This window comes from Actinotalea soli (genome assembly GCF_017565425.1).
Lineage (GTDB): Bacteria > Actinomycetota > Actinomycetes > Actinomycetales > Cellulomonadaceae > Actinotalea > Actinotalea soli.
On sequence record NZ_JAGEMK010000002.1, the window covers coordinates 26264 to 50846 of the forward strand.

The 24583-nt window shown below is 73.2% G+C and carries 20 protein-coding genes; 5 read left to right on the forward strand and 15 right to left on the reverse strand.

Annotated features, from left to right (window positions below):
- Positions 1–100: 100 nt before the first annotated feature.
- The 3 genes from J4G33_RS04395 to J4G33_RS04405 all read right to left on the reverse strand — a co-directional run bounded on the left by J4G33_RS04395 (position 101) and on the right by J4G33_RS04405 (position 5424).
- A complete protein-coding gene (locus tag J4G33_RS04395; protein WP_208054732.1) occupies positions 101–1729 on the reverse strand; it encodes an anchored repeat ABC transporter, substrate-binding protein in 1629 nt (542 codons plus the stop codon).
- Positions 1726–4953: a TIGR03773 family transporter-associated surface protein gene (locus J4G33_RS04400; protein ID WP_208054733.1), complete on the reverse strand. Its 3228-nt coding sequence runs from the start codon at positions 4951–4953 to the stop codon at positions 1726–1728. The genes J4G33_RS04395 and J4G33_RS04400 overlap by 4 nt, the downstream gene beginning before the upstream one ends.
- Positions 4954–5250: 297 nt before the next feature.
- Complete coding sequence (locus tag J4G33_RS04405; protein WP_208054734.1) at positions 5251–5424, reverse strand: hypothetical protein; 174 nt, start codon at positions 5422–5424, stop codon at positions 5251–5253.
- Positions 5425–5629: 205 nt separating this feature from the next.
- Here J4G33_RS04405 and J4G33_RS04410 point away from each other — a divergent pair, with 205 nt between their 5' ends.
- Positions 5630–8146 carry a tetratricopeptide repeat protein gene (locus tag J4G33_RS04410; RefSeq protein ID WP_208054735.1) on the forward strand — a complete coding sequence of 839 codons (2517 nt, stop codon included), beginning with the start codon at positions 5630–5632 and terminating at the stop codon, positions 8144–8146.
- Positions 8147–8177: 31 nt separating this feature from the next.
- Here J4G33_RS04410 and J4G33_RS04415 read toward each other — a convergent pair whose 3' ends face one another.
- Positions 8178–8405, reverse strand: a complete 228-nt coding sequence (locus tag J4G33_RS04415) for a DUF6458 family protein (protein ID WP_208054736.1) — start codon at positions 8403–8405, stop codon at positions 8178–8180.
- 184 nt (positions 8406–8589) lie between these two features.
- On the reverse strand, positions 8590–10683 hold the full coding sequence (locus tag J4G33_RS04420; protein WP_307793745.1) for a bifunctional copper resistance protein CopD/cytochrome c oxidase assembly protein: 2094 nt from the start codon (positions 10681–10683) through the stop codon (positions 8590–8592).
- An 86-nt stretch (positions 10684–10769) separates the two neighbouring features.
- Between J4G33_RS04420 and J4G33_RS04425 the strand changes: the two genes are divergently transcribed.
- Genes J4G33_RS04425 through J4G33_RS04435 form a run of 3 tightly spaced genes read left to right on the forward strand, consistent with a single transcriptional unit; the run spans position 10770 to position 13856 of the window.
- The gene (locus tag J4G33_RS04425; protein WP_372435026.1) at positions 10770–12533 is read left to right on the forward strand and encodes an MDR family MFS transporter; all 1764 of its coding nucleotides are present in this window, start codon (positions 10770–10772) and stop codon (positions 12531–12533) included.
- Positions 12530–13198 (forward strand): hypothetical protein, encoded by a 669-nt coding sequence (locus J4G33_RS04430; RefSeq protein WP_208054737.1) that lies wholly within the window; start codon positions 12530–12532, stop codon positions 13196–13198. Before J4G33_RS04425 ends, J4G33_RS04430 begins: the two co-directional genes overlap by 4 nt.
- Before the next feature lie 40 nt (positions 13199–13238).
- Positions 13239–13856 (forward strand): copper resistance CopC family protein, encoded by a 618-nt coding sequence (locus J4G33_RS04435; protein ID WP_208054738.1) that lies wholly within the window; start codon positions 13239–13241, stop codon positions 13854–13856.
- A gap of 9 nt (positions 13857–13865) precedes the next feature.
- On the opposite strand, the gene J4G33_RS04440 is transcribed toward J4G33_RS04435, so the two are convergent.
- The 4 genes from J4G33_RS04440 to hisC all read right to left on the reverse strand — a co-directional run bounded on the left by J4G33_RS04440 (position 13866) and on the right by hisC (position 18861).
- Entirely contained in the window at positions 13866–15374 is a 1509-nt protein-coding gene (locus J4G33_RS04440) for a dihydrolipoamide acetyltransferase family protein (RefSeq protein WP_208054739.1), read from the reverse strand.
- Positions 15375–15461: 87 nt separating this feature from the next.
- Positions 15462–16448, reverse strand: coding sequence for an alpha-ketoacid dehydrogenase subunit beta (locus J4G33_RS04445; RefSeq protein ID WP_208054740.1), 987 nt, complete (start codon positions 16446–16448; stop codon positions 15462–15464).
- A complete protein-coding gene (pdhA, locus tag J4G33_RS04450; RefSeq protein WP_208054741.1) occupies positions 16445–17575 on the reverse strand; it encodes a pyruvate dehydrogenase (acetyl-transferring) E1 component subunit alpha in 1131 nt (376 codons plus the stop codon). The genes J4G33_RS04445 and pdhA overlap by 4 nt, the downstream gene beginning before the upstream one ends.
- 215 nt (positions 17576–17790) lie before the next feature.
- The gene (gene hisC / locus J4G33_RS04455) at positions 17791–18861 is read right to left on the reverse strand and encodes a histidinol-phosphate transaminase (protein WP_307793747.1); all 1071 of its coding nucleotides are present in this window, start codon (positions 18859–18861) and stop codon (positions 17791–17793) included.
- Positions 18862–18928: 67 nt separating this feature from the next.
- On the opposite strand from hisC, the gene J4G33_RS04460 reads away from it, so the two are divergent.
- Positions 18929–19309, forward strand: a complete 381-nt coding sequence (locus J4G33_RS04460; RefSeq protein WP_208054743.1) for a phage holin family protein — start codon at positions 18929–18931, stop codon at positions 19307–19309.
- On the opposite strand, the gene J4G33_RS04465 is transcribed toward J4G33_RS04460, so the two are convergent.
- The 6 genes from J4G33_RS04465 to J4G33_RS04490 form a co-directional block, all read right to left on the reverse strand.
- Positions 19287–20852, reverse strand: coding sequence for a hypothetical protein (locus J4G33_RS04465; protein WP_208054744.1), 1566 nt, complete (start codon positions 20850–20852; stop codon positions 19287–19289). The two genes, J4G33_RS04460 and J4G33_RS04465, sit on opposite strands and share 23 nt — an antisense overlap.
- Positions 20849–21199 carry a hypothetical protein gene (locus J4G33_RS04470; protein WP_208054745.1) on the reverse strand — a complete coding sequence of 117 codons (351 nt, stop codon included), beginning with the start codon at positions 21197–21199 and terminating at the stop codon, positions 20849–20851. Before J4G33_RS04470 ends, J4G33_RS04465 begins: the two co-directional genes overlap by 4 nt.
- Before the next feature lie 173 nt (positions 21200–21372).
- Positions 21373–22188 (reverse strand): ectoine/hydroxyectoine ABC transporter ATP-binding protein EhuA, encoded by an 816-nt coding sequence (gene ehuA, locus J4G33_RS04475; protein WP_243758622.1) that lies wholly within the window; start codon positions 22186–22188, stop codon positions 21373–21375.
- Positions 22178–22828, reverse strand: coding sequence for an amino acid ABC transporter permease (locus J4G33_RS04480; RefSeq protein WP_208054746.1), 651 nt, complete (start codon positions 22826–22828; stop codon positions 22178–22180). The genes ehuA and J4G33_RS04480 overlap by 11 nt, the downstream gene beginning before the upstream one ends.
- Positions 22828–23532, reverse strand: a complete 705-nt coding sequence (locus tag J4G33_RS04485; RefSeq protein WP_208054747.1) for an amino acid ABC transporter permease — start codon at positions 23530–23532, stop codon at positions 22828–22830. Before J4G33_RS04485 ends, J4G33_RS04480 begins: the two co-directional genes overlap by 1 nt.
- Before the next feature lie 12 nt (positions 23533–23544).
- Complete coding sequence (locus J4G33_RS04490) at positions 23545–24471, reverse strand: transporter substrate-binding domain-containing protein (RefSeq protein ID WP_208054748.1); 927 nt, start codon at positions 24469–24471, stop codon at positions 23545–23547.
- Between the last annotated feature and the right edge of the window lie 112 nt (positions 24472–24583).

The following is a 24583-nucleotide window of genomic DNA, read 5'->3' on the forward strand; positions in this document are numbered from 1 at the left end:
ACGGCGGTCTCGCGGGCGTCGGGAGGCGGATGGCACGCGTGGGGCCGAGCGGGGTGTCATGTCAGGTCCTTGGTCGGGGCAGGCGGTTCGAGCGGGCAGATCAGCTGAGGCAGCGATGGATCGAGTCGGCGTTGGCCCGCACCATCTGGACGTAGGTGGTGACCTCCCGGTCGAAGGACTGGGAGTAGATCGGGCAGACCTCGATCCCGTTCTCGCGGGCCACCTCGGTCAGCACCGCGGACCGTGCCGCCAGGTGCTGCTCGAGGAAGACGGCGGGGACGCCCAGGGTGCGGACGGTCCGGGTGAGACGGGCGCGCTCGGCCACGCTCGGCTCGGTCGCGGCGCTCGGGGTCACGAACCCCGCGATCTCGACGTCGTAGGCGGCACCGAGGTAGGCGAAGGCGTCGTGGGTGGTGACGAGGTAGCGCCGCTCGACGGGCACGGCGGCGATGGTCCGCTGCACGTCGGCGTCGGTCTCCTCGAGGACCCGCAGGTACGCGGCCGCGTTGGCGCGGTACTCCTCGGCACCCTCGGGGTCGGCCTCGACGAGGGTGTCGCGGATGATCTCGACGTAGGCCTGGGCGTTGCGCACGTCCTGCCACAGGTGGGGGTCGATCTCCCCGTGCACGTGCTTGCCGAGCACCGCCTGGGGCAGCTGGTAGATCTGGTCCCCCGCCCGGCCGAGGAAGGCGAAGTCGGGGCCGGCGGGCACAGGGGCGAGGGCCTTGGTCGGCACCGCGATCAGCGTCTGCTCCGGGTCGGAGTAGTGGTGGTGATGGCCGTCGTGGTCACCCCCGTGATCACCCGAGGCGTCCTCGCCGTCGTGGGAGCCGTGGTCGTCCGTGGCGTCTGCCGCCAGCACGATCGCCCCCTGGTCGAGCTCGACCGCGAGGTCCGCGTGGCCGTCGTCGAGCACCGTGGCACCCGTGGCGGCTGCGACCTCGTGCGGCTCGACGCCGACCGCGAAGGTCACGGTCGTCCGCCCCAACCACACGGGGTCGGCCTCGGGCGCGGGGTGCAGCTCGGCCTCGACGTCCAGGGCGTACACACCCGGCTCGGAGAAGGTCCAGCTCATGTGGGTGTGCGCGTCGGTGGGGAGGGTCACGGCGTCGTGGTCGTCGAACCCGTCAGCCGAGTCGAGGAAGACCCGGGGCTGACCGAAGGTCTCGGTGACGTAGCCGGTCAGCTGCCCCGGCCCGTCGAGACCGACCGCCCGCAGCTCGACGTCGGAGGCCCGGGTGGCGCCGTGCCGCTCGCCGGTGCCGGTGACCGCCAGGCCGAGCCAGAGGGTGTCGAGGTTGACGTTCTCGACCAGCGGGATGATCGTCGCGGCGTACTTGACCGCGGCCTCCGCGAGCACGACGTGATCTGCCTCCGCGCGCAGGTTGGCCTCGAGGGTCGAGGTGAGCGCGGGCCCCTCGAGCAGCGCGTAGCCGGAGAACGCGACATCGGCGTAGACGACGTCCCGCACGTCCCGAAGAGAGGGCTCGTGCGAGGCCGGGTCACCGCCCCGGGGCACCAGGGAGGTCACCTGGGCACGGTCCCCGGCGACGTTCCGGGCGAGGTCGGCCAGGACCTCCGTGGTGGTCACGACGCTCAGCGGGGCGTCCGGCCCCCCCGCCGGGCCGGTGCCCGTCGTCCCGCACCCCACCAGGGTGGCGACGAGGGCACCGGCTGCGGCTGCTCGGGTCGCGCGAGCAGCCGCAGGGATGGTCCGGTCGGATCTCACGGACGGGCGACCGACCGACGTCGACGTGCCGCGAGGTGCATGGCCGAGCCGACCACGAGCAGCATGGCGACGAGAGCGAGGGGCGCGGTGGGGTCGAGCCCGGTCGCCGCGAGCTGAGCCTTCTGCTCGGCGCTCAGCTCGCAGTCCTCACCGGCCGCCGTCTTGCCGACGTAGGTCGTGGTGGTCGTGGTGCCCGAGCTGTCCCCCACCGAGAAGGTCAGGGTCGCGGTGTCCGAGGCGGTGCCCCCGGAGGCCAGCGGCACCGACTGGGTCAGGGTCACCCGGTAGACCCCGGGGGCGTCGAAGGCCCAGTTGCCGTGCACGTGCTGGTTGAGCGGCACGGACATGCTGCGCGGGAAGCCGGCCATGGTGCCGAGGTACCGCTGACCCACCCCGCCGAAGTTCCCGGTGGCGTAGATCCCGAGCCGCCCTGGGCCGGACACGCCGTCGAGGGTGTAGGTCACCGGGCCCGAGGCCGCCTCGACCAGGGACGGGTGCTGGGTGTTCCACCCGAGCCACGGCACACCGGGCTTCTGCACCTGCCCGACCGACCAGATGGTCGACCCGGGCTCCCCGAGGAAGGCGAAGTCGCCGCCTGCCGGGACCTCGTCCTGCGCGGCGTCGGCCAGACGGAACACGAAGGAGCCCGGCGCGACCCAGCTGGCCGGCTGCTGCCTGTCGTCCTTGACGGAGGCGACCATCTGGCCGCCCTCGATGCGGGAGCCGAAGTCGAAGTGCCCCCCGGTCACGCCGTCCAGGACCGGGACCTCCTCCTCAGTGGTCACCGGGGTGGGGATGCACTTCTCCTCGGTGACCACGGGGGCGGGCGCCGCCGGGGCGTCGGTCCCGCCGCCGGCCTCCGCCCCGCCCGGCGCCGGGACGGGGGCGGCTGCCGCGGCGACGGCCGTGAACGGGGTCCAGCCGAGGAGGTCCCCGGTGGCCGCGTCGTACACCGCGAGCTTGTGCGCCCCCGTGCCGACGGACACCGGGATCCGCACCCTGACCTCGCCGCCGAGGGCACGGCTGGCCCCGGCGTTGGTGGGCTCGGAGTACACGTACGAGACGACGTCCTGCCCCTCGGCGAAGTCCGGCGAGGAGACGACGACGGGCGAGCCGAGCGGGATCCTCCGGGCGTCCAGCGAGAGGTCCCCGCGGTTGGCGGAGGTCAGCTGGGCGTCGGTCAGCGGCTCCCAGTCGGGCGTGTAGGCCCCGACCCGCACGTGGTACTCGGCGGGGTCCCCGGCGATGGTGCGCCCGGCCGCGGTCCGCAGGCGCGGGGTCACGGTGAGGCTGTAGTCGCCCTGCTCGGTGAAGACCCAGTTGGTGTGCACGTGCGCGTTGGCGGTGACCGGGATGGTGCCGCCCGACGAGGTCGTGGTGTCGATGTACCGGTTGATCGGGTTGCCGAAGGAGTCGTTCTGGAAGGTGAGCACGTCCCCGGGACCGTCCACGACGACGTCGAGGGTGACCGGTGAGCCGAGGCCCGGGGTGATCCCCGTGCCCTCGAGGGAGGAGAGCAGCCGCTCGGTGCTCCAGCCGACCCACGGCAGGTACTCCTGGTCGGTGCCGGTCTGGGTGCCCATCCACGCGGTCTTCCCCCCGTGCTTGCCGAGGAAGGACCACACCCCCTGGGCCGCGGGCAGGCGCTGCTCGGCGCGCGGGTCCTCGTAGGCGATGGTCACCTCGGAGGGCTTCCGGTGCACCGACCCGGACTGGTAGATCCCGGTGTCGTCCTTGATCGAGAGCACGAGCTTCTCGCTCACGCGGTCGTACCGCGTCTCGAAGCCGTCGATGTGCCCGTGGGTGAGGACGTAGCGTCGGCCCGGGCTCGGCGGAGGCTCTACCTCGGGCGCCGTGCCCACGGTCACCGTGACGGCAGGCGACGTGCCCGCCACCCGGGTGCCGTCGAGCAGGACGGCCCGGACCCGAGCCCCGTCGTCGGCCAGGGTCATCGCACGCTGGTAGGTGCTGCGCGTGGCGCCCTGGACGGCCACGTACTCCTGCTCACCCGCGGCGCGCACCTCCCACCGGTAGGTGGTCAGCGGGGTCGCGGGGGACTGCACGACGGAGAAGCGGGCCGTGTCGCCGACCGTGTAGCTGGTGGTGGCGGTCGACACCGTCAGGGTCGTGGTCACGGGCTCGGGCTCGGGATCCGGGTCCGGCTCCGGGTCCGGGTCCGGGTCCGGGTCGGGCTCAGGGTCCGGGTCGGCAGCGCTCACCCTCAGGGTGAGGGCCTCCGAGGTGCCGGCCACCCGCTCGCCGTCGAGCAGGACGGCCCGCACCCGGGCGCCCTCGTCGGCCGTGGTGACGGCCCGCGCGTACGAGGGACCGGACTGCCCCTCGACGGCGACGAACTGGTCGCTGCCCGCGGGAGCGACCTCCCAGCGGTAGGTGGTCAGCTCCGTGACCGGCTCCTGCGCGGCGGTGAAGGTCGCGGTCTCGCCCTCGACCAGCTCGGCGGAGTCCACCGCGATCGCCAGGGCCGTGGTGACGGGCTCGGGCTCCGGGGCACGGTCCCCGACACGGACGTGGTACGTCGCCGGAGGGCCGGTGATCGTGCCGTGCTCGGTGGTCGCGAGGGACGGGGTGACGACGAAGGTGTAGTCGCCGGTGGCCGTGTAGACCCAGTTGGTGTGGACGTGGGCGTTCGCCGAGACGGGGATGGTGCCGCCGCCGGAGGTCGTGGTGTCGACGTAGCGGTTGATGGGCGAGCCGAACGAGTCGTTCTGGAACGCGAACACGTCGCCGGGACCCGAGATCTGGACGGCGAGGGAGACCGGCATCCCGGCGGCCGGGGTGATGCCGGTCCCGGCCAGCGTCGGGATCAGGCGCTCGGTGCTCCAGCCGACCCACGGCGCGTAACCCTGCTCGCTGCCCGTCTGGGTGCCGAGCCACGCCGGGGTTCCGCCGTACGCGCCGAGGAAGGCCCACACGCCGCTCGCGGGCGGCAGGGTAGCCACCAGACGCTCGTCGGCGTAGGCGAAGGTGGTGCTCTCCGGCGAGCGGTAGACGGCCCCCGAGTCGTAGATGCGGGTGTCGTCCTTCACGCTCAGCACGAGGTTCCCCGTGCCGGCGTCGTACGAGACCTCGAAGCCGTCGACGTGGCCGTGGGTCAGCACGTGCGCCCGGTCGGGGACGACGGCGGCCGAGGCCGTCGGGGCTCCTGCGGCGATCGGTACGACCAGGGCTGCCAGGAGGGCGAGAACCCCCAGGACGGCGGTCATGGGTCTGCTGCGCGCGGCAGTCGTCACGGTGATCCCTCTCCAGGCCACCCCCTGGTGGCACGTGCGTCACGCGTGCGCCGAAGGCACGCGAGCCGCACCGTACAGAATGGTTTTCATTCTCACCAAGCTGATGCGGGAAAGTCGCCCGAGAGAGGCACGAGAGGGCGGTGGTCGGGGGTCGTGGCCGGGCCCGCGATCGCGGGCCGGGTGCACGGCACGGGGGAGCCTGCCCCTCGCGGAGGCTCCCCCGTGCGGTGTGCCGGCCCGATCAGGCGGCGGGGCCTCGCTCCAGCGAGGTCAGGAGCACTTGCCGTGCCAGATCATGGAGTTGCCGTTCCCGTCCCAGATGACCCAGTCGGCCCCGTCGCACGCGCCATACCACGCGGCCGAGCTGGCACCGGCCGTCGCGGTGATGAGCCCCGCCGAGACCAGTACGGTGGCCGCTGCCCGCTTGAGTGCCCTGCGCTTCATCGTCGTCCTCCTGCGTCCGGGCGCGAGCGGTGCTCGCCGATGATGGTGGTCCACCCCGTCCGCGGCACCGCCGGTACCGCCGTCCGTGGTTGTCGACAGGCTGGCACCGGCGTGGCGGGGACGTCCGCGTACCGGAGCGTTCCCGAACGATCCCGAACGGCGGCCTAGGGTGAGCCGGACCTGACGACCGGCTCGAGGGGGCGCTGTGACCACGAGGGACGCGAGGCTGTCCGCCGTCGACACGCTCGACGACGTCGCGGCGCAGCTGCACGCCTGGCGAGCCGCCGCCGGGTCGCCGTCGTACACCGAGATCGCCCGTCGGGTCGGCGTCCTGCGCGCCGCGCGAGGTCCTGCCTCGCACGCGCCGGGCCGGGTCACCGTGTACGACAGCTTCGCCACGGGCCGCAAACGGCTCGACGTCGACCTGGTGACCGACATCGCGCAGGTCCTCGACATCGACGGCGACGAGCTGGCGCGGTGGCGCGTCCGGTGCGCCCGGGCGCAGGACGGGCGGTCGAGGAACGACGTCTTCGTGGTCCGGCGCGGGGTACCCGACCGGCAGATGCCCTTCGTCGGACGCGCCGCAGAGCTCGAGGCGTGCGTCAGCGCCGCGCGGCCGGTCGTGATCGAGGGCATGGCGGGGATCGGGAAGTCCTGCCTCGCGCGCCAGGCGATGGCGGACCTTCACGCGGCGGGCCACCTCGAGGACGTCGTCGTGGTCGCCCTGTCCGCCCGGTCGGGCGACTCGCCCTCGTGGTCGGCGATCTCTGAGTCGTTGCTGCGCACCCTCCTTCCCGACGCGCCGGTCCCCTCAGGACCGCACGAGCGGGCGAGGCGTCTCGCCGACCTCCTCACCTCGCGACGCACCGGCCTGGTGCTCGACGACGTCACGGACCCGGACCAGGTGCTCCCGCTCCTCGGGGCCGGCCCTCGCACGCCCGTGCTCCTCACGACACGGCAGTCGCTGGGCCTGCCGGGAGTCGTCGGCGTCCTGCTCTCGCCGTGGACGTCCGGGGAGACGGCGACGCTGCTGCGGGAGGTCGCCGACGACGCGCGCGTCGACGCAGACCCGGGGTCCGCGGACCGCATCGAGGAGCTCGTGGGCGGGCTGCCCCTGGCGGTGTCCCTCGCCGCCTCACGGGTCCGCGACCGCCCCGACTGGTCGCTGGCCGACCACGTGGACGCCCTCGAGGCCCGGATCTCCGCGCGCCACCTCGACATCCCGGTCGAGGCCTCGATCGCGCTCTCGTACAACGCCCTCCCCCCGGGCCCGCGCCGCACCCTTCGGTTCCTCGCGGCCCAGCCGTGCCTGGAGATCTCCTTCGACTCCGTCGCCGTGCTGCTCGGGGTCACCCCGAGGACCGCGCGCGCCGACCTCGCGGCCCTCGACCGCGCCGGCTGCCTGCTCGGGGGCCCGACCCCAGGTCGCGTCCTGCTGCATGCCCTCGTGCGGACCTTCGCGCTCGCCCGCACCTGGGAGGAGGACCCCCCGTCAGCACGGGACGAGGCCATCTCACGCTTCGCCGACGAGATGGTGCGCCGGACCCAGGACGCCGCACGGATGCTCTACCCCGGATCACTGCCCGCCGCGGAGGGCCCTGGGGCGCACGAGGACCCTCCCGCCGCGGCCCGGTGGCTCGACAGCGAGCTCGACGCCCTCGTGCAGCTCGCCTTCGCCAGTGAGCGCTCCCGACCGCGGGTCACGACGGATCTCTCCCTGGCGCTCAGCCGTCACTTCGACGGCAAGGGACGCTCCACGCTCGCCCTGGGCCTGCACCAGGCGGCAGTGCGGGCCGCTAACCTCACCGAGGACCCCGTCGTGCAGGCCTTCGCCGAGCTCGCGGTCGGGCAGTCGGCGCTGCGGCTGGGTCTCCCCGAGACCGCGGGGCACCTCCTGCGGGCGCAGGAGCTCGGGCGGCTCGGTGGCGCCGCTCGGCCCGTGTACGCGGCCAGCAACGCCCTCGCCATCCTCGCCGCGAACAACGGCGACCTGAGGGAAGCCCAGGCTCGGTTCCACGAGGCGCTCGTCCTCGCCCGCGAGGACGGCATGACCGAGGCCATCCCGCTCCTCACGGACAACATCGCCGTGATCCTGCGGCGCCTCGGTGATCTCGACGGCGCCCTCGACCACCACCGTGAGGCCCTGGCCGATGCCCGCTCGCGCGACGACCTCGGAGCCGTCGCCACCTCCCTGACGAACATGAGCGAGGTCCTGCTCCTGACCGGTGACGCGGACGGGGCCGAGGCGGCCGCCCGGGAGGGCATCGACGTCTCGCGCGCCCTCGGGGACTCGACCATGCACGGCTACGGCCTCGCGAACCTCGCCAACGCCCTCGCCCGACGGGGGCAGCTCGACGATGCCGTCGAGCTCCAGCGCGAGGCCCTGGAGTACGCGCGCGCCCACGAGATCACGGCGCTGGAACCCGCTGCGCTCGTCAACCTCGGCGAGCACCTCGAAGGGCTCGACACCGACGCGGCGGGTCGCGCGTTCGACGAAGGGCTCGAGATCGCGACCCGGCTCGACCTGAGCTTCGAGCGGTCCCGGGGCCTGCACGGACTGGCGCGCCTGGCCGCCGGCGCGGGCGACCCGGACCGCGCCCGCTCCCTGCTCCGTGACGCCCTGGCCGTCCTCGGTGCGGAGGCGGACGGCCCGGAGGCCCGCAGCATCCGCGACGCGCTGTCGTCGCTCACCGAGGACCCCGGGGCCGACGCCCCCGGATGAGCCAGGGCCCCTCGGACCGGCCTGCCGAACCTCAGACGGCCGGCGGCGGGGTGCGGTCGTCGTGGCGCTCGACGACCTCGCGGTGGCTGGTGTTGGCGCGCTGCGCGTTGAGCACCAGGGACAGGATGACGGCGAGCACCCCCGCGCCGAGGCAGATGTAGCCGACGACGGTCAGGTCGACGACGTCCCAGGAGTCGCGCACCGCGAAGGCGAGGACCGCGCCCACCACGATGAGGAAGATGCCGCTGCCGATACCCATGGTCGAACCTCCGTGTCAGCGGGTGACTGAGTCACCCGGTCAACCACGGAGCATTCCGGACCTGGGCAGGTGCCGCCTGTTGAACGGCGGATCTCACCCGGCCTGACGCGCGGACCTGGCCTGCTGCCCGGGGACCGTGGTCCCACGCGCACCGGCCGTGGCGCGCGGAGGGCGGCCGCTCGCCTCAGCCCCGGCGGGGCTGCTCGGTCGTGCCGGCCCGCGCGGCGAGCATCTCGTTGTAGGCCTCGAGCTCGGCGTCGCCGTCGCGGTCCGCAGCACGGTCGCGTCGTCGGGCGGTGCGCTCGTCGTCCCGGGTCCAGGAGATGGCGACGGCGATCGCGAGGAAGAGCATGGGCAGCTCGCCGATGCCCCAGGTGATCGCGCCGCCGATCTGCTGGTCCTCGAGGGCCGGCGGGCCCCAGGGCCGCCCGAGCAGCCCGAACCAGTCGGGGACCAGGAGGGTCTCGCTGCTCACCAGCGCCACCCCGAAGAAGGCGTGGAAGGCCATCGTCGCGAAGAGCAGCAGCAGGCGCAGGGCGTGGCTCGGGCGGGTGGGCCCCGGGTCCACCCCGACCAGGGCGTTGACGAACAGGTACCCCGCGAGGGTGAAGTGGGCGATCATCAGCAGGTGGCCCAGGTAGGTGGTCAGGGCCAGGGAGAACAGGTCGGTGTAGTAGAAGACGATCATCGACCCGGCGAAGTTCACCGCAGCGACCACCGGGTTGGCGAAGAACCCCGCCCACCGCGAGTGCACCAGGCCGAGCAGCCACTCGCGCGGGCCGCGGGAACCGTCGGTCCGGGACGGCAGCGCCCGGGCCGCCAGGGTCACCGGGGCCGAGAGCGCGATGAAGACCGGGACGATCATCACCAGCGTCATGTGCTGGATCATGTGCGCGCTGAAGAGCACGTGCCCGTAGACGGCCGCACCCCCCGAGGTCGTCCAGGCGAAGATCACGACGCCGACCACCAGGCTCGCGGTCCGCAGCACGGGCCACTGGTCACCACGGGCGCGCAGCCGGCGCACCCACCGCAGGTAGACCACGAGGGCGGCGAGGCAGCCGAGGGCCGGGACGAGGTCCCAGCGGAAGCTGGTGAGCCAGAGCTCGGCGGTCGGGGCCGGGGGCAGGGCGTGGCCGGTGACGAGCTCGGCAGGGGTCGGGTCGGTGGGCGGCTCCTGCGGGATGGGCGGGGCCGAGGACCCCAGGGCCGCGGCCACCCCGGAGACGGCACCCATCACGGCCAGCTCGACGGCGACGAGCCGCCAGAACACCCCGGGCACCCCCGCCGAGGCCTGGCGGGCTCCCGCGGGGCCGGCGGCGACCTCGTGGAGCCGGCGGACGACGAGCCGGCGGTGGGCCCACCCGAGGCCACCGAGCACCGCGAAGAGCACCACCTTGGCGACCAGCAGCAGGCCGTACCGCGAGGTCACGCCGTCGAGCCCGCCGAGCCGGATGGCCCCGTTGACCGCCCCCGAGACCGCGACCGCGACGAAGCACCAGGCGGCGATCGAGGAGTAGCGGGCGACCGTGGGCGCGAGGTCCCGACCGAGCCTGCGGGCGACCAGAGCCAGGGCCCCGAGCCCGCCGATCCAGACGGCGGCCCCCGCGAGGTGCAGGAAGAGCGAGGAGATCGCGAGCTCGTGGTTGGTGCTCCCCACGGTGTGCCCGGTCGCGGCCTGCATCGCGAGGGCCGCGGAGACGACGAGGGCCGAGCCGAGCGCCCCGACCGGCGTCGTGACCAGCAGGGCCAGGGCGCAGCTGACCGCGGCGATCATCGTGATGCCGAGCAGGGTGCGCCCCAGGGACACCTGGGTGACGAAGAGGCCGAGCTCGGAGCCGAAGCTCGGGCTGCTCAGCGGCGTGCCGGAGATGCTGCCGTAGGTCAGCACCAGGTGCACGAGGCTCAGCACGGCCCACGCCCCGGCCGCGACCGAGGCGACGAGCATCGTCGAGGGCCACGCGCGCCCGTCCGAGCCCGACCGGCCGCCACCGCGGGGCAGCACGAAGGCCGCGAGCACCAGGGCGCCGAGGGCCACCGAGGCCGTCAGCTCGACCAGGACGGTCGCGACCGGCAGGCCCCACCGCACCACGGCCCCGGGGTCCAGGAGGGCGCTCGGCAGGGCGGCGCCCGAGAAGGCAGCGGCCGCCACGACAGCGAGCAGGGCGGCGACCACCCCGCCGACGAGGCCGAGGAGGGGCAGCCGCGCGGGCACGGTCACCTGCTCCGCGCGCCCCGGGGCCGGGGCGGCGGGGGTCGTGGAGGTCGCAGGTGGGGGCACCCCGCCAGCCTAAGCCGCGTCGATCCCCCGTCAGGTGCCGGGAGTAAGGTGCGCTGGTGAGCCAGCCGACCGCCCCAGGCGCCGCTGTGACCGGGACCACCCCCGCCGTGACCAGCGGGTTCGTCCCGCCCACCCACCGGCAGATCCTCACCATCCTCGGCGGGCTGATGATGGGCATGTTCCTCGCGGCCCTCGACCAGACCATCGTCGCGACGGCCATCCGCACCATCGGGGACGATCTCGACGGGTTGTCCCTCCAGGCCTGGGTCACCACGGCCTACCTCATGACCTCGACCATCTCGACCCCGCTCTACGGCAAGCTCTCGGACATCTTCGGGCGCAAGCCCCTGTACCTCGTCGCGATCGGCCTGTTCCTGCTCGGCTCGCTGCTGTGCGGGACCGCGGGGTCGATGTACGAGCTCGCGATCTACCGCGCGGTGCAGGGCCTCGGCGGGGGCGGGCTGATGTCCCTGGCCATCACGATCCTCGGGGACCTGCTCAGCCCGCGGGACCGCGCCCGCTACCAGGCGTACTTCCTCGCGGTCTTCGGCACCTCCTCGGTGCTCGGCCCTGTGATCGGCGGGGCCCTCGCGGGGACGGAGACGCTGCTCGGGATCACCGGGTGGCGCTGGATCTTCCTGGTCAACGTCCCCTTCGGCATCCTCGGCGCCGTGGTCATCACCCGGGTGCTGCGTCTGCCGCCGATCCCCCGCCGCACGCACCGCATCGACTGGCCCGGCGCCCTGGCCCTGGTGCTGACCCTGGTGCCCCTGCTGCTCGTGGCCGAGCAGGGCCGTGGGTGGGGCTGGGCCTCCCCCGTGGCGCTCACCTGCTACGGGCTGTCCGTCGTCGGGCTGGGGCTGTTCCTGGCGGCCGAGCGCCGTGCGGGGGACGACGCCCTGCTGCCGCTCCGCCTCTTCCGCAACCGGACCTTCTCCTCGAGCGCCGTGATCAACACGATCATCGGCATGGGCATGTTCGGCGGCTTCGCGACGCTGCCCCTGTACTTCCAGATCGCGAAGGGCATGACGCCCACGGCCGCAGGACTGGCCCTCATCCCGTTGACCGGCGGGATCATGCTCGCCTCGGTCGTCGCGGGGCAGACGACCTCCCGCACCGGCCGCTACAAGCTCTTCCCCGTGACCGGCACCTTCCTGCTCACCGTCGGGGCCCTGCTGCTCTCCCAGCTGCACGCGACCTCGACCATGGGGGACGTGAGCTGGCGCACGGTGATCTTCGGGCTCGGCCTCGGGTTCTGCTTCCAGCCCCTGGTCCTCGCCGTCCAGAACGCCGTCCCCGCGCGGGACATGGGCGTGGCGACGGCCTCCTCGCTGTTCTTCCGGCAGATGGGCGGGACCCTCGGCACCGCGGTGTTCCTCTCGATCCTCTTCTCGACCGTGGGGCAGCGGATCCGCGAGGGGGTGACCGAGGCCCTCGGCACCGCACCGTTCCAGGCGGCCCTCGAGGACCCTGCCGTGGTCGAGGACCCGGCCAACGCCCCCGTGCTGCAGATGCTCGACGGCGGCCCGCTCCCCTCCCTGGACGACTCCTCCTTCATCGGCGCCCTCGACCCGCGGCTCGCCGCCCCCTTCACCGAGGGGTTCGCGCAGAGCACCTCGACCGTGCTGCTCGTGGCGGGGGCCGTGCTGGCCGTCGCGTTCCTGCTGTCCTTCGCGCTGCCCGAGGTCCCGCTGCGCCAGGTCTCGGGGATCCAGAGCCGCATGGAGGACGAGGACGAGGACGCCGCGGCCCTCGCCCGGTCGGCCGAGGCCATGGCTGCGGCCGAGCAGGGTGTGGGGCCCGACGCCGCCCGGGCCGAGGCCGAAGACGGGCCCGAGGCGCGCACATGAGGGGGCGCACCCGGGCCGCGCGGGGGCTCGCCGCGGCGGGCTTCTCGACCTTCGTCGCCTGGGCCTCGCACCTCCTCGCGGGCGGGGCGCCCCCTGGGCTCGCGGGGGTGCTGGTCCCCGTGGTCTTCGCGAGCGCCGTGTGCGTGGTCCTCGCCGGGCGGCGCCTCTCGCTCCCCCGCCTCGCCCTCTCGGTCGCCGCGAGCCAGCTGCTGTTCCACACCCTCTTCGTCCTGGGCAGCACGACGGCCGGCAGCACGACGGCGGGCAGCGCGACGGGCCACGGCCACCACGGGCTCCTCACGGACGGGAGCACGTCCCTGAGCGGGAGCGCGCTGCTGGGCGGGGGTGCTGTCGCCGACGGCAGCACGCTCACCAGCGGCGCCGTGCTCGTCCACGGCCCGCTGACGATGTGGCTCGCACACCTCCTCGCGGCGGTCGTCACGGTCGCAGCCCTGCACCGCGGTGAGCGGGCCCTGGTCGGGCTGGTCGCGCTGGGTCGGCGCGTCGTCCGTGCCGTCACCCCGGCCCGCGAGCTGCTCGCGCACCGGCCGGCCGCCGACCCTCGACGCGCCGTCCTCCCCGTCGTCGGGCAGGGTCGGGAGCACCTGCACCTGCTCCACCTCGCCGCCGCGGTGGCCCGTCGCGGTCCCCCGCGTCTCGCCTGAGACGCCACCGACCACGACGCACCCCAGACGAAGGACTGCCATGACCACCGCACGACGACTGACCCTGCGCACCGCCGCCACGGCGGGGCTGCTGAGCGCCCTGCTCCTCGCCCCGACCACCGCCTACGCCCACGACGAGCTCACCGGCAGCACCCCCGCCGCCGAGGAGAGCCTCGCGACCCCGCCCGAGGAGATCGTCCTCACCTACTCGGCGGGGATCCTCGACCTCGGCAACGAGGTCACCGTCGAGGCCGAGGGGCAGGACTGGGCCGCGGGCGACCCCGTGGTCGAGGGCCAGGAGGTGACCGTCCCCCTGACCGAGGGCATGCCGGCCGGGGAGTACACGATCACCTGGCGCGTGGTGTCCTCGGACGGGCACCCCATCGAGGGCGTGATCCCGTTCTCGGTCGAGCAGGGCGCCGCCGAGCCCGCCGAGGAGGAGCCCGCCGAGGGGACCGAGCCTCCGGCCGCGACCGCCGAGCCCACCCCCGAGGGCACACCGACGGAGGAGCCTGCCCCCTCGACCGAGGAGACCGCGACCACCGAGGACGAGGAGGAGAGCGGCGCCGTCTGGCCGTGGGTGCTGGGCATCGGCGCCGTCGTCGTGGTCGGTGGCGTGGTCGCCTGGCTCGTGGTCCGGCGCCGACGGACGCCCTGACGGCCCGCCTCAGCCCCAGACCAGGCCCTGGCCCGGCTCCTCGAGGATCGCCGCGACGTCGGCCAGGAACCGCGAGCCCAGGCCGCCGTCGATCAGCCGGTGGTCGAAGGACAGCGCGAGCTGGGTGACCTGACGGACCTTGATCTTGCCCTTGTGCACCCAGGGCTGGTCCCGGATCGCCCCGAAGGCGAGGATCGCGGACTCCCCGGGGTTGAGGATCGGGGTGCCGGTGTCGATGCCGAAGACCCCGACGTTGGTGATGGTGATGGTCCCGTCGGACATCGCCTGGGGCGTGGTGCGGCCCGAGCGCGCGGTCGCGGTGAGGTCCGCGAGGGCGACGGCGAGGTCGTGCAGGGTCATGCGGTGGGCGTCCTTGATGTTCGGGACGATCAGCCCCCGCGGGGTCTGGGCCGCGATGCCCAGGTTCACGTAGTGCTTGTACTCGATCTCCTGGGTCTCGTCGTGCCAGCTCGCGTTGACCTCGGGGTGGCGGCGTACCGCGAGCATGAGGGCCTTCGCGGCGATGAGCAGCGGCGTGACGCGCACGTCGGCGAACTCACGGTCCTGGCGCAGCCGGGCGACCAGGCGCATCGTCTTGGTCACGTCGACCGTGTGGAACACCGACACGTGCGGGGCGGTGAAGGCGCTGGCGACCATGGCCTCGGCGGTGCGCTTGCGGACGGACTTGACCGGGACGCGGGTCGCCCGGCCGTCGTCGGTCACGGTGCCCGAGGCGAGCCAGGGCTGGTCGTCCCCCGCGTAGGTGGCCAGGGTGCGCGGCTCGTTCTCGTTGCTGCGGGCCAGCACGTCCTCGCGGGTCACGATCCCACCCGGCCCCGTCGCGTTCACCGTGGCCAGGTCGATCCCCAGGTCCTTGGCGAGCTTGCGGACCGGCGGCTTCGCCAGCACCGGACCCATCCCGCCCGTCGTGGCGCGCGACGCCCCCGCGCTCGTGTCAGAAGCAGGGATACCCACAGGCCCCTGAGCGTCTGACGCGAGATCGGGGGTGGCGGCGGGGGCGGGGGGGACGTTGGGGGGGGACGTGGGGTTGGCGGGGGCGCTGCGACGCGCGCGGCGGGAGGCGCTGTGCCCGACGACGCCGTACCCGACCAGCACCGCGCCGCTCGCCGACTCCCCCTCCCCCCCACTCGTGTCAGAAGCAGGGATACCCAGAGCATCCCCAGGCTCTGACACGAGATCGGGGGTGGGCTGGCCAGAGCTCGTGTCAGACGCTGGGATACCCCCAGCACCCTGAGGTTCTGACACGAGGTCGGGGGTGGTGTCGATGGTGATGATGGGGGTGCCGACGTCGACGGTGGTGCCGGGCTCGAAGAGCAGCTCGGTGACCACGCCGGCGTAGGGGCAGGGCAGCTCGACGAGGGACTTGGCGGTCTCGACCTCGAGGATCGGCTGGTTGACCACGACCCGGTCGCCGACAGCGACCTTCCACTCGACGATCTCGGCCTCGGTCAGGCCCTCACCGGCGTCGGGAAGGCGGAACTGCTCGTACCTGGGCACTGGCGCGCTCCTCGGTCTCGTCGTCCTGGTGGACTCGTCGTCGTGCGGTCGGTGGTGCGGCTCGCGTGTGCGGCCCGTGGGTCGACGCTAGACCGCGAGGGTGCGGTCGACCGCGTCGAGCACCCGGTCCAGGCTCGGCAGGTACTCGTGCTCGAGGCGGGCCACCGGGTACGGGGCGTGGAAGCCGCCGACCCGCAGCACAGGGGCCTCGAGGTGGAAGAAGCACTCCTCGGTGATCCGCGCCGCGACCTCGCCCCCGGTCCCGTAGAGCACGGGAGCCTCGTGCACGACCACGCAGCGGCCGGTCCGGCGCACCGACTCGGCCACCGTCGCGGTGTCGAGCGGGGAGATCGAGCGCAGGTCGATGACCTCGATGCTGGTCCCGTCGGCCGCGGCTGCCTCGGCGGCCTTGAGGGCCGTGGTGACGGTCGGGCCGTGGGCGACGAGGGTGAGGTCGTTGCCACGCCGCGCGACGCGAGCCTTGTCCAGCCCTCCGCCGACGGCGTCGAGGTCGACCTCGGCCTTGTCCCAGTACCGGCCCTTGGGCTCGAAGAAGAGCACCGGGTCGGGCGAGGCGATGGCCTCCTGGATCATCGTGAACGCGTCACCCGGGGTCGCCGGGGAGACGACGCGCAGACCCGCGGTGTGGGCGAACAGCACCTCAGGGGACTCGCTGTGGTGCTCGACCGCGCCGATCCCTCCGCCGAAGGGCACCCGGATCACCACGGGCAGCTGCAACCGCCCCCGGGACCGGTAGTGCATCTTGGCCAGCTGGGTCGTGATCTGGTCGAAGGCGGGGAAGATGAAGCCGTCGAACTGGATCTCGCAGACCGGCCGGTAGCCGCGCAGAGCCAGCCCGATCGCGGTCCCGACGATGCCCGACTCGGCCAGCGGGGTGTCCACGACGCGGTCAGGGCCGAAGTCCTTCTGCAGCCCGTCGGTCACGCGGAACACGCCACCGAGCTTGCCGATGTCCTCCCCCATGAGCATGACCTTGGGGTCCTGCTCGAGGGCACGGCGCATCCCGAGGTTGATGGCCTTGGCGAGGGTGATCCGCTCGGTGGTGGGGCTCATCGGCCGGCTCCTTCCGTGGCGCTCTCCCCGTCGGCGAGGAAGGAGGCCTCGTACTCGGCGAACCAGGCGCGCTCACCGTCGACCACCGCGTGCGGGGTCGCGTACACGTTGTCGAACATGGACGAGGTCGCGGGGGCCTCGAGGGCCCGGACCTCGGCGCGCAGCCGCTCTCCCAGGACCTCGGCCTCGGCAGCCAGGGCCTCCTGGTACTCGGCGGTCAGCTCACCCTCGGCCTCGAGCAGGGCGGTGAGCCGGTCGATCGGGTCGCGCTGACGCCAGTGCTCCTCCTCGGCGGCGGACCGGTAGCGGGTCGGGTCGTCAGAGGTGGTGTGCGCGCCCATCCGGTAGGTGTACGCCTCGATGAAGGTCGGGCCGCCACCGCTGCGGGCCCGCTCGAGGGCCTCGGCGGTCACCGCGTAGCAGGCCAGGACGTCGTTGCCGTCGACCCGCACGCTCGGCACGCCGAACCCGCGCCCGCGCTCGACGATCGGCACCCGGGACTGCTTCTCGGTGGGCTCGGAGATCGCCCACTGGTTGTTCTGGCAGAACAGCACGATCGGTGCGTTGTTGACGGCCGCGAAGACGAAGGCCTCGTTGGTGTCGCCCTGCGCGGTGGCCCCGTCCCCGAAGTAGGCGACGACGGCGGTGTCGCGCGACGGGTCCCCGGTACCGACCAGACCGTCGCGCTGGATGCCCATCGCGTAGCCGGTCGCGTGCAGCGTGTGCGAGCCGATGACCAGGGTGTACAGGTGCACGTTGTGCTCGGCCGGGTCCCAGCCGCCGTGGTCCACCCCGCGGAAGAGCTTGAGGATGTCGACCGGGTCCACCCCTCGCACCTGCGCGACGGCGTGCTCGCGGTAGGAGGGGAAGACGTAGTCCTGGGTGGCCAGGGCCCGGGCCGAGCCGACCTGCGCGGCCTCCTGGCCGAGGGCCTGGGCGTAGAGGGCGAGCTCACCCTGACGCTGGAGCGAGGTGGCCTCGGAGTCGACCCGGCGGGCGAGCACCATGTCACGGTGCATCCCGCGCAGGGCCTCGGCGTCGAGGTGGGCGATGCGGGGGGTGTAGTCAGGGTGGTCCACCCGGTGCCCGGTGGGGCTCAGCAGCTGGACGAGGTCGGGCTCGTTCACGCGGTGGGGTCCTTCCGGAGTGGACGAACGAGTAACTTACGTCAGCGTAGGCTACGGCACCGTAGGTTAGGGGTTGTTCGGGCCCACAAGGTCCGGAGGGACCCGTTGTGAGCACCCTCCAACCTGCCACGGCCCCCATGACCAGGCCAACTCCCGACGTCCCTCACAACCGGCCCCCCTGCGAGAGGCGCGGTCGGGCTGGGGGCGCGGCAGGCTCAGGCCCCGCCCCAGGCCCGGGTGAGCTCGAGCACGCGGTCGTTCGCTGCGGCCTCGCCGATGCTGATCCGCATGCCCTCGCCCGCGAAGGGACGCACCAGGACCCCCTGCCGTGCGGCGGCCGAGGCGAGGTCGACCGTCCGGTCAGCCGTGGGGAGCCACACGAAGTTCGCCTGGCTCTCGGGCAGCCCCCACCCCTGCGCCCGCAGCCGCTCGGCGACCCGCTCGCGCTCGGCGACCACGGCCTCGACGCGTTCGGCGAGCTCCCCCTCGGCCTCGAGGGAGGCCATGGCGGCCACCTGGGCGAGGTGGTTCACGCCGAAGGGGGTCGACGCGGTGCGCACCGCGCGGGCGAGGTCGGGGTGGGTCACGGCGTAGCCGACCCGCAGGGCCGCGAGCCCGTACGCCTTGGAGAAGGTCCGCAGGACGACGACGTTCGGGTGCGCCGCGAGGACCTGCTCGCTGTCGATCGGGTCCTCGGACCGCACGAACTCGACGTAGGCCTCGTCGAGCACGACGAGGACCCGCTCGGGCACGGCAGCCAGCAGCTCGAGCAGCTCGGCATGGCCGATCGCCGGTCCGGTGGGGTTGTTGGGGGAGCACACGAGCATCACCCGGGTGCGCTCGGTGACCGCCGCGGCCATCGCCGGGAGGTCGTGACGGCCGTCGACCGTGAGCGGCACCGGGACGGAGACGGCGCCCTGCAGCTGGACGAGGATCGGGTAGGCCTCGAAGGACCGCCACGCGTGGACCACCTCGTCCCCCGCGTCGCAGAACCCCTGGAGCACGTGCCCGAGGACGGCGACCGAGCCGCAGCCCGCGACGATCGACCCGGCCTCGACGTGGTGCTTGGCCGCGAGGGCCTCGACCAGCTCGGTCGCGAACATGTCGGGGTACCGGTTGAGGGCGCCGGCCGCCCGGGCGACCGCGTCGCGCACCGAGGGCAGCGGCGGGAAGGGGTTCTCGTTCGAGGAGAGCTTGTGGGCCCGCCCGAGGTCGGCACGCGCCCCGGGGACGTAGGCGGGGAGGCTCTGCACGGCGGGGCGCTGGGGCACCTGGGGGCTCGTCACGCGACCAGCATGCCACCGCCCGCACCGACGCCCTGCGCGCTCCCGGCCTCCGTGGAACGATGACCGCATGAGCTTCGTCCTGCGAGTCCTCGTCAACGCGGTCGCGATCTGGCTCGCGACCCAGCTCCTCAGCGGCCTCGAGGTCGTCGGAGGGGACGACACCGGCACGACCGTGCTCGTCTTCCTCCTGGTGGCCCTGCTCTTCGGTGTGGTGAACGCCGTCGTCAAGCCGATCGTCAAGCTGATCTCGCTACCGCTGTACATCCTCACCCTCGGCCTGTTCACCCTCGTGGTGAACGCCCTGATGCTCATGCTCACCGGGTGGCTCTCGGAGATGACCGAGTACGGCCTGCGGATCGAGAGCTTCGGCACGGCCGTGCTGGGTGGCCTGATCATCTCGATCGTGAGCTTCCTGCTGAGCGTGATCATCCCCGGCCGCCGGGACTGAGCGCCGCGGGGTCCTCGGGCACCCGCACCCCGGTGAACCGCATCATCCTCGCCTCGGCCTGCCCTCCCCCGAGCACGCCCTGGATCGCCTGGTCGACCGCGCGCAGCGAGGCGTGGTCGGAGCCCGCGAGCCGGTCCGCGGTGGCCGCGTAGCGACGCGCGTCGTGCGCGGCCACCGGGGACAGAGCTGCTGCACGGTCCGCAGGGTCGGCCGCCTCGGCCAGGTCTACCGCGACGGTGGTGCGGTTGCCCGCCGTCGGGTTGGCCCGGCCGTCCAGGGTCGGCACGTAGTCCGTCCCGTGCTCGAGGTGCAGGGCCTGGACCCCGTCCTTCAGGGGCAGGTGGCCGACCGGGGACCCGGCCGTGACGACCGCCGCGATCGAGTACCTCTCGGCACGCGGGTCGCCCGCGACCTCCATCGCCGCGATCCCGCCCTGGCTGTGCCCGGCCAGGAGCACCGGCTCCCCGGGCTCGATCCGCGCGGCGGCCATGGCCCGGAGCACCACCTCGGTGGCGTCGTCGGGCCGCTCGGCCATGAGCCGCAGGTTGCTGCTGAGGTCGGCCGGGTTGCTGCCCGGCAGGGGGGACCAGTCCTGCGTGCCGGGGACCGTGACGACCCAGCTGCGGGTGCCGTCGGGATGGGTGAGCTCCTGGACACCCACCGTGCCGTCCCCACCGCCGCCCGGCGCGTAGTGGTCGGCCACCTGCCGCAGCACCTCCCCGGCGCCGTCCGGGGCCGGGGGCTGGGTCCGGTCCGGCCCCCACGGGCTGGGGGTCTCGACCTTGGGCGCGACCACCAGCGAGGAGGTGGGCACCCCGGCCAGCGGCGAGGCGATGCGCACCCCCGTGTCGAGCACCCGGGCCGCCTCGGGGACGGGGGTCGGGTCGAGAGGACGGCGTCCGGGCAGCGCACCCAGGAGGAAGCCGGCGATGCCCGCGACAGCAGGCTCGACCACCCTCGCGTCCGGCGGGGAGGTGGGCAGCCACTGCGCGGAGGCGCCCTGACCCGACAGGGTGGCAGCCCCGGACCGAGCCAGCCCGTGGGTCAGCACCGCGAGCGCGCCGACGCCGGTCAGCGCCGCGCCCGCGGCCCAGCCGACCGGCCCTGCCTCACCGAGCACCAGCCCGCCGACGGCCGCCGTCGCCGGGATCGCCGCGCCGAGCCGGGACACGAGGGCATCGGCCTGCCGGTAGCTCTCGGCCGCCAGGCGCAGGGCCGCGGCCAGGGCGCGGGCGCTGGCCGCCACCGCGAGGCAGCCACCGGGTCGGGTCGCGACCTCGGCGAGGGCCTCACGGGCAGCCTGCGCGGTGGTCGGTGACCAGCGGGCAGCGTCCTCGACGGTCGCGCCCAGGCGCAGCGCCCGGGCGCCCGCGTGCTCGAGGAGCTCCGCGAGACGGCAGAGCAGGACCGCCGCGTGCTCGAGCTCGTCGAGGTGGACCCGGGTGCTGCCGTACCCGCCGCGGACCCGGACCCCGGGCGGGAGCCCGACCAGGTCGGCCGACGGGGGCCGGACGATCTCGCTCGGTGGGGCGGCCGCGCTCATCGCGAGCCCAGCTGGTCGGCCAGACCCACGCCGAGGACGAGCCACCCCGCCCCCGCCGAGGTCGGGTCGAGGCCCTCGGGGACCATCGCTGCACGCTGCGCGACCGCGGACTCCGCGTGCCGCGCGAGGGTCTGGTCGGCCCCGAGGACGGCCTCGGTCAGCCGCCGCAGCTCCTGCTCGAGCAGGTCGAGCTCATCGCGGTACCGGGTCGCGGCCGTCGCCTGCCAGGAGTCGGTCCGTGCCGCGCGCGCCAGACCGGTGGCCTGGTCGGTCTGGGACCGGACCTCGGCGAGGACCGCGCGCCACTCGTGCGCCCAGGCGCCGTCCTCCCCCACGAACCACGCCACCGCACACCCCTCCGCCGCGCCGCCGGGCCGCACGCCGCGGAGGGCGGGCGACCCGGGCCGCCGTGACCGGCAGCGGGGAGGACGCTAGGCGCGACGGTGCCGCAACCCGGCGGAGGCCCGACCGGGCTGGGGACCCGCCGACCGGACCACGGCCTGTGGACGGGCCGTGGTGCCTAGAGCACCGCCTGGAGGAAGGCCTGGGTGCGCTCCTCCTTGGGGTCGCTGAACATCACGTCGGGGGCGGCCTCCTCGATGATGCGGCCCTGGTCGAACATGAGCACGCGGTTGGAGACGTCCCGCGCGAACTGCATCTCGTGGGTCACGATCAGCATGGTGATGTCGGTGTTCCTCGCGACCTCCCGCAGGACGCCGAGGACCTCCCCCACCAGCTCAGGGTCCAGCGCCGAGGTGACCTCGTCCAGCAGCAGGATCTCGGGGTCCATCGCCAGGGCACGGGCGATGGCCACGCGCTGCTGCTGCCCCCCTGAGAGCTGCATGGGGTGGGCGTCGGCCCGGTCGCCCAGACCGACCTGCTCGAGCAGCTCCCGACCGCGACGCTCGGCCTCCGCCTTGGAGCGGCCGAGGACGTGCACCGGGGCCTCGGTGATGTTCTCCAGCACGTTCATGTTGGGGAACAGGTTGAACTGCTGGAACACCATGCCGATCCGACGGCGGACGTTCGCCACGTCCTTGGCCTTGCGCTCGACGCGCTTGCCGTTGCGCAGCTCGTGGGTGAGCGGGTCGCCGTCGACGTAGATGTACCCGTCGGTGAGGTGCTCGAGGGTCATGAGCAGGCGCAGGATCGTCGTCTTGCCCGAGCCGCTGGGGCCGATCAGGGTGACTCGCTCGCCCTTGTCGACCGTGAAGTTGAGCCCGTTGAGGACGACGGTGTCACCGAACTTCTTGACCACGTCGTCGAACACGATCCGGGGGGTGTCCCCGCTGCCCGGAGCGCTCGTCTGCGGCTGGGAGCCGCTGTCAGTAGGCAAGTTTCTTCTCCATTCGGCGCATGAGCACGGCCGTGGGGTAGCTGGCGGCGAGGAAGATCAGCCCGGCGATGGTGAACGCCTCGACGTAGGTGAACTCGTTGGCCCCGAACCTGCGGGCCTGGGTGACCATCTCCGCGACGCCGATGACGATGAGGAACGGGGTGTCCTTGAACATCGCGATCGACCAGTTGCCCAGCGAGGGCAGGGTCGCGCGCAGGGCCTGCGGGATGATGACCGCCCGCCAGGTGCGGCCCTTGGGCAGGGAGAGGGCGGTGGCCGCCTCCCACTGCCCCTTGCGGATCGACTCGATCCCGGCGCGGTAGGACTCGGCCATGTAGGTCGAGTAGTGCACGCCGAGCACGATGTACGCGATCGTCATGACGTCGAGCTGCACGAAGACGTAGTACAAGAAGAAGGCCTGCAGCGGCAGCGGCGTCATCCGGATGACGTCGAGCACCCAGGCGAGCACCTTGGCGATCGGCGTGGGCAGCTCACGCAGCGCGAGGGCCCAGATCAGCCCGAGCACCGCGGCGATGATCGTGCCCACCACGGTCAGCAGCAGGGTGATCTCGACGAAGGAGCGGAGCAGCACGGGGAACGCCTCGCCGGCGGCCTCCCAGTCCCAGCTGAAGCTGTTCATCACGCCACCGCCCCTGCTGTCGCCTTCGTGGTCTGCGCCCTGGTGGGCTTGAGCCCGAGCTTGCGCTGGGCCCTGAGCTCGAGGGCCCGCAGGATCGAGGAGAACCCGAGGGAGATGAGGTAGTAGAGCGCGAACCCGACGCCGAAGGCGAAGTACGTGCCCTCGGTCCGGCGCAGGTTGTCGACCACGAACGTGAGGTCGTGCAGGAAGATCAGCAGCGCCAGGGCCGTGCCCTTGACCAGCATCACCATGAGGTTGTTGAGCCCGGGCAGCATGAGCGCCCAGGCCTGGGGCCAGATGATCCGGCGCATCTTGGTCACCCAGGACATCGACAGGGCGGTGGTCCCCTCCCACTGCGCCTTGGGTACGGCGTTCAGCGAGCCACGGACCACCTCAGCGCCGTAGGCGCCGTAGTTGAGGCCGAGGGCGATGATGCCGGTGAGCATCGAGTCCATGCGGAGCCCGAACTGCGGCAGGACGAAGAACAGCCAGAACAGCTGCACCACGAGGGAGGTGCCGCGGAAGAACTCCACGACGACGCGGGAGATCCCCCGCAGCACCGCCACCTCGGAGATGGCCCCCAGCCCGAGGACGACCGCGACGGCGAAGGCCAGCGCGGCGCCCCCGAGCGAGAGCCCGAGAGTGATCTGGATGCCTGACCACAGCTGTGGCCAGGCATCCAGCAACGACTCAAGGAGTTCCAAGGAACCGCTCGATCACTCGGCGTCGGGGAGCTCGCCGGCGCACAGCATCTCGGTCGTGATGTCCTCGGTGGGACGCTCGGCGTCGCTGAAGCCGTAGGGCCCGAGCACCCGCTCGAACTCGGCCGTGTCGCCGATGATCTGCGCCGAGGCCTCGTTGTAGGCCTCGCGCAGGTCGTCGTCGCCCTCGCGGAAGACGGTGGCGCCCGCGCCGACCTGCTCCTTGCCGTCGACCACGGCGACGAAGGCGTCGGTCACCTCGACCGGGGCGTCGGGGTTGTTCTCGGCCAGGGCACGCAGCGAGATGCCGGTGAGGGCGAACACGTCGGCACGGCCGCTGACGACGGCGTCCAGACCGTCGCTCGGGGAGCCGACCGCCATGACGTCGACGCCCAGGTCGCTCGCGTAGCCGTCCTCGATCGCACCGCTCATCGCGGAGAACGTGATGCCCTCGGCCTCGGCGACGTCCTGCATGTCGTGCAGGTCCATCGGGTTGCCCTCGGGGACGAGGAGCGCGGTGGTGTACATGATCTCGGGGATGCTGAACGCGGCCTGGTCGCACCGGTCCGGCAGGATCGACATGCCGGCGCTGATCGCGTCGAACCGGCCCGCGTTGAGCCCGGGGATGAGGGAGTCCCACTCGACCAGCTGGCCCTCGACGTTGTCGATGCCGAGCTCGGCGAACACCTCCTCGTGCAGGGCGATGACCGCTCCGCTGAGCTCGCCGTTCTCGTCGAGGAAGCTGTAGGGCTCCTCGCCGGCGATCCCGACGGTGATCGTGCCGGCCTCCTGCGCGGCGGCCAGCGCCCCGCCGCCGGACCCGGCGGCCTCCTCGCCGTTCGCGTCGGTGTCCGCGTCGCCGCTGCAGGCACCCAGCAGGCCCAGGGCCAGGATGCTGACCCCGGCGGTCAACGCACGGTTCCTACGAGAGTTGCTCGTCATGAAATTCCCTTCGGTTTGAACGAGGCAAGGCCCCACTGCCGAAGGCCCCAAGGCCCGCAACGCAGGATGAATCGCCCCGAATGGTCATGGCGCAACGACCAACCTAGGCACG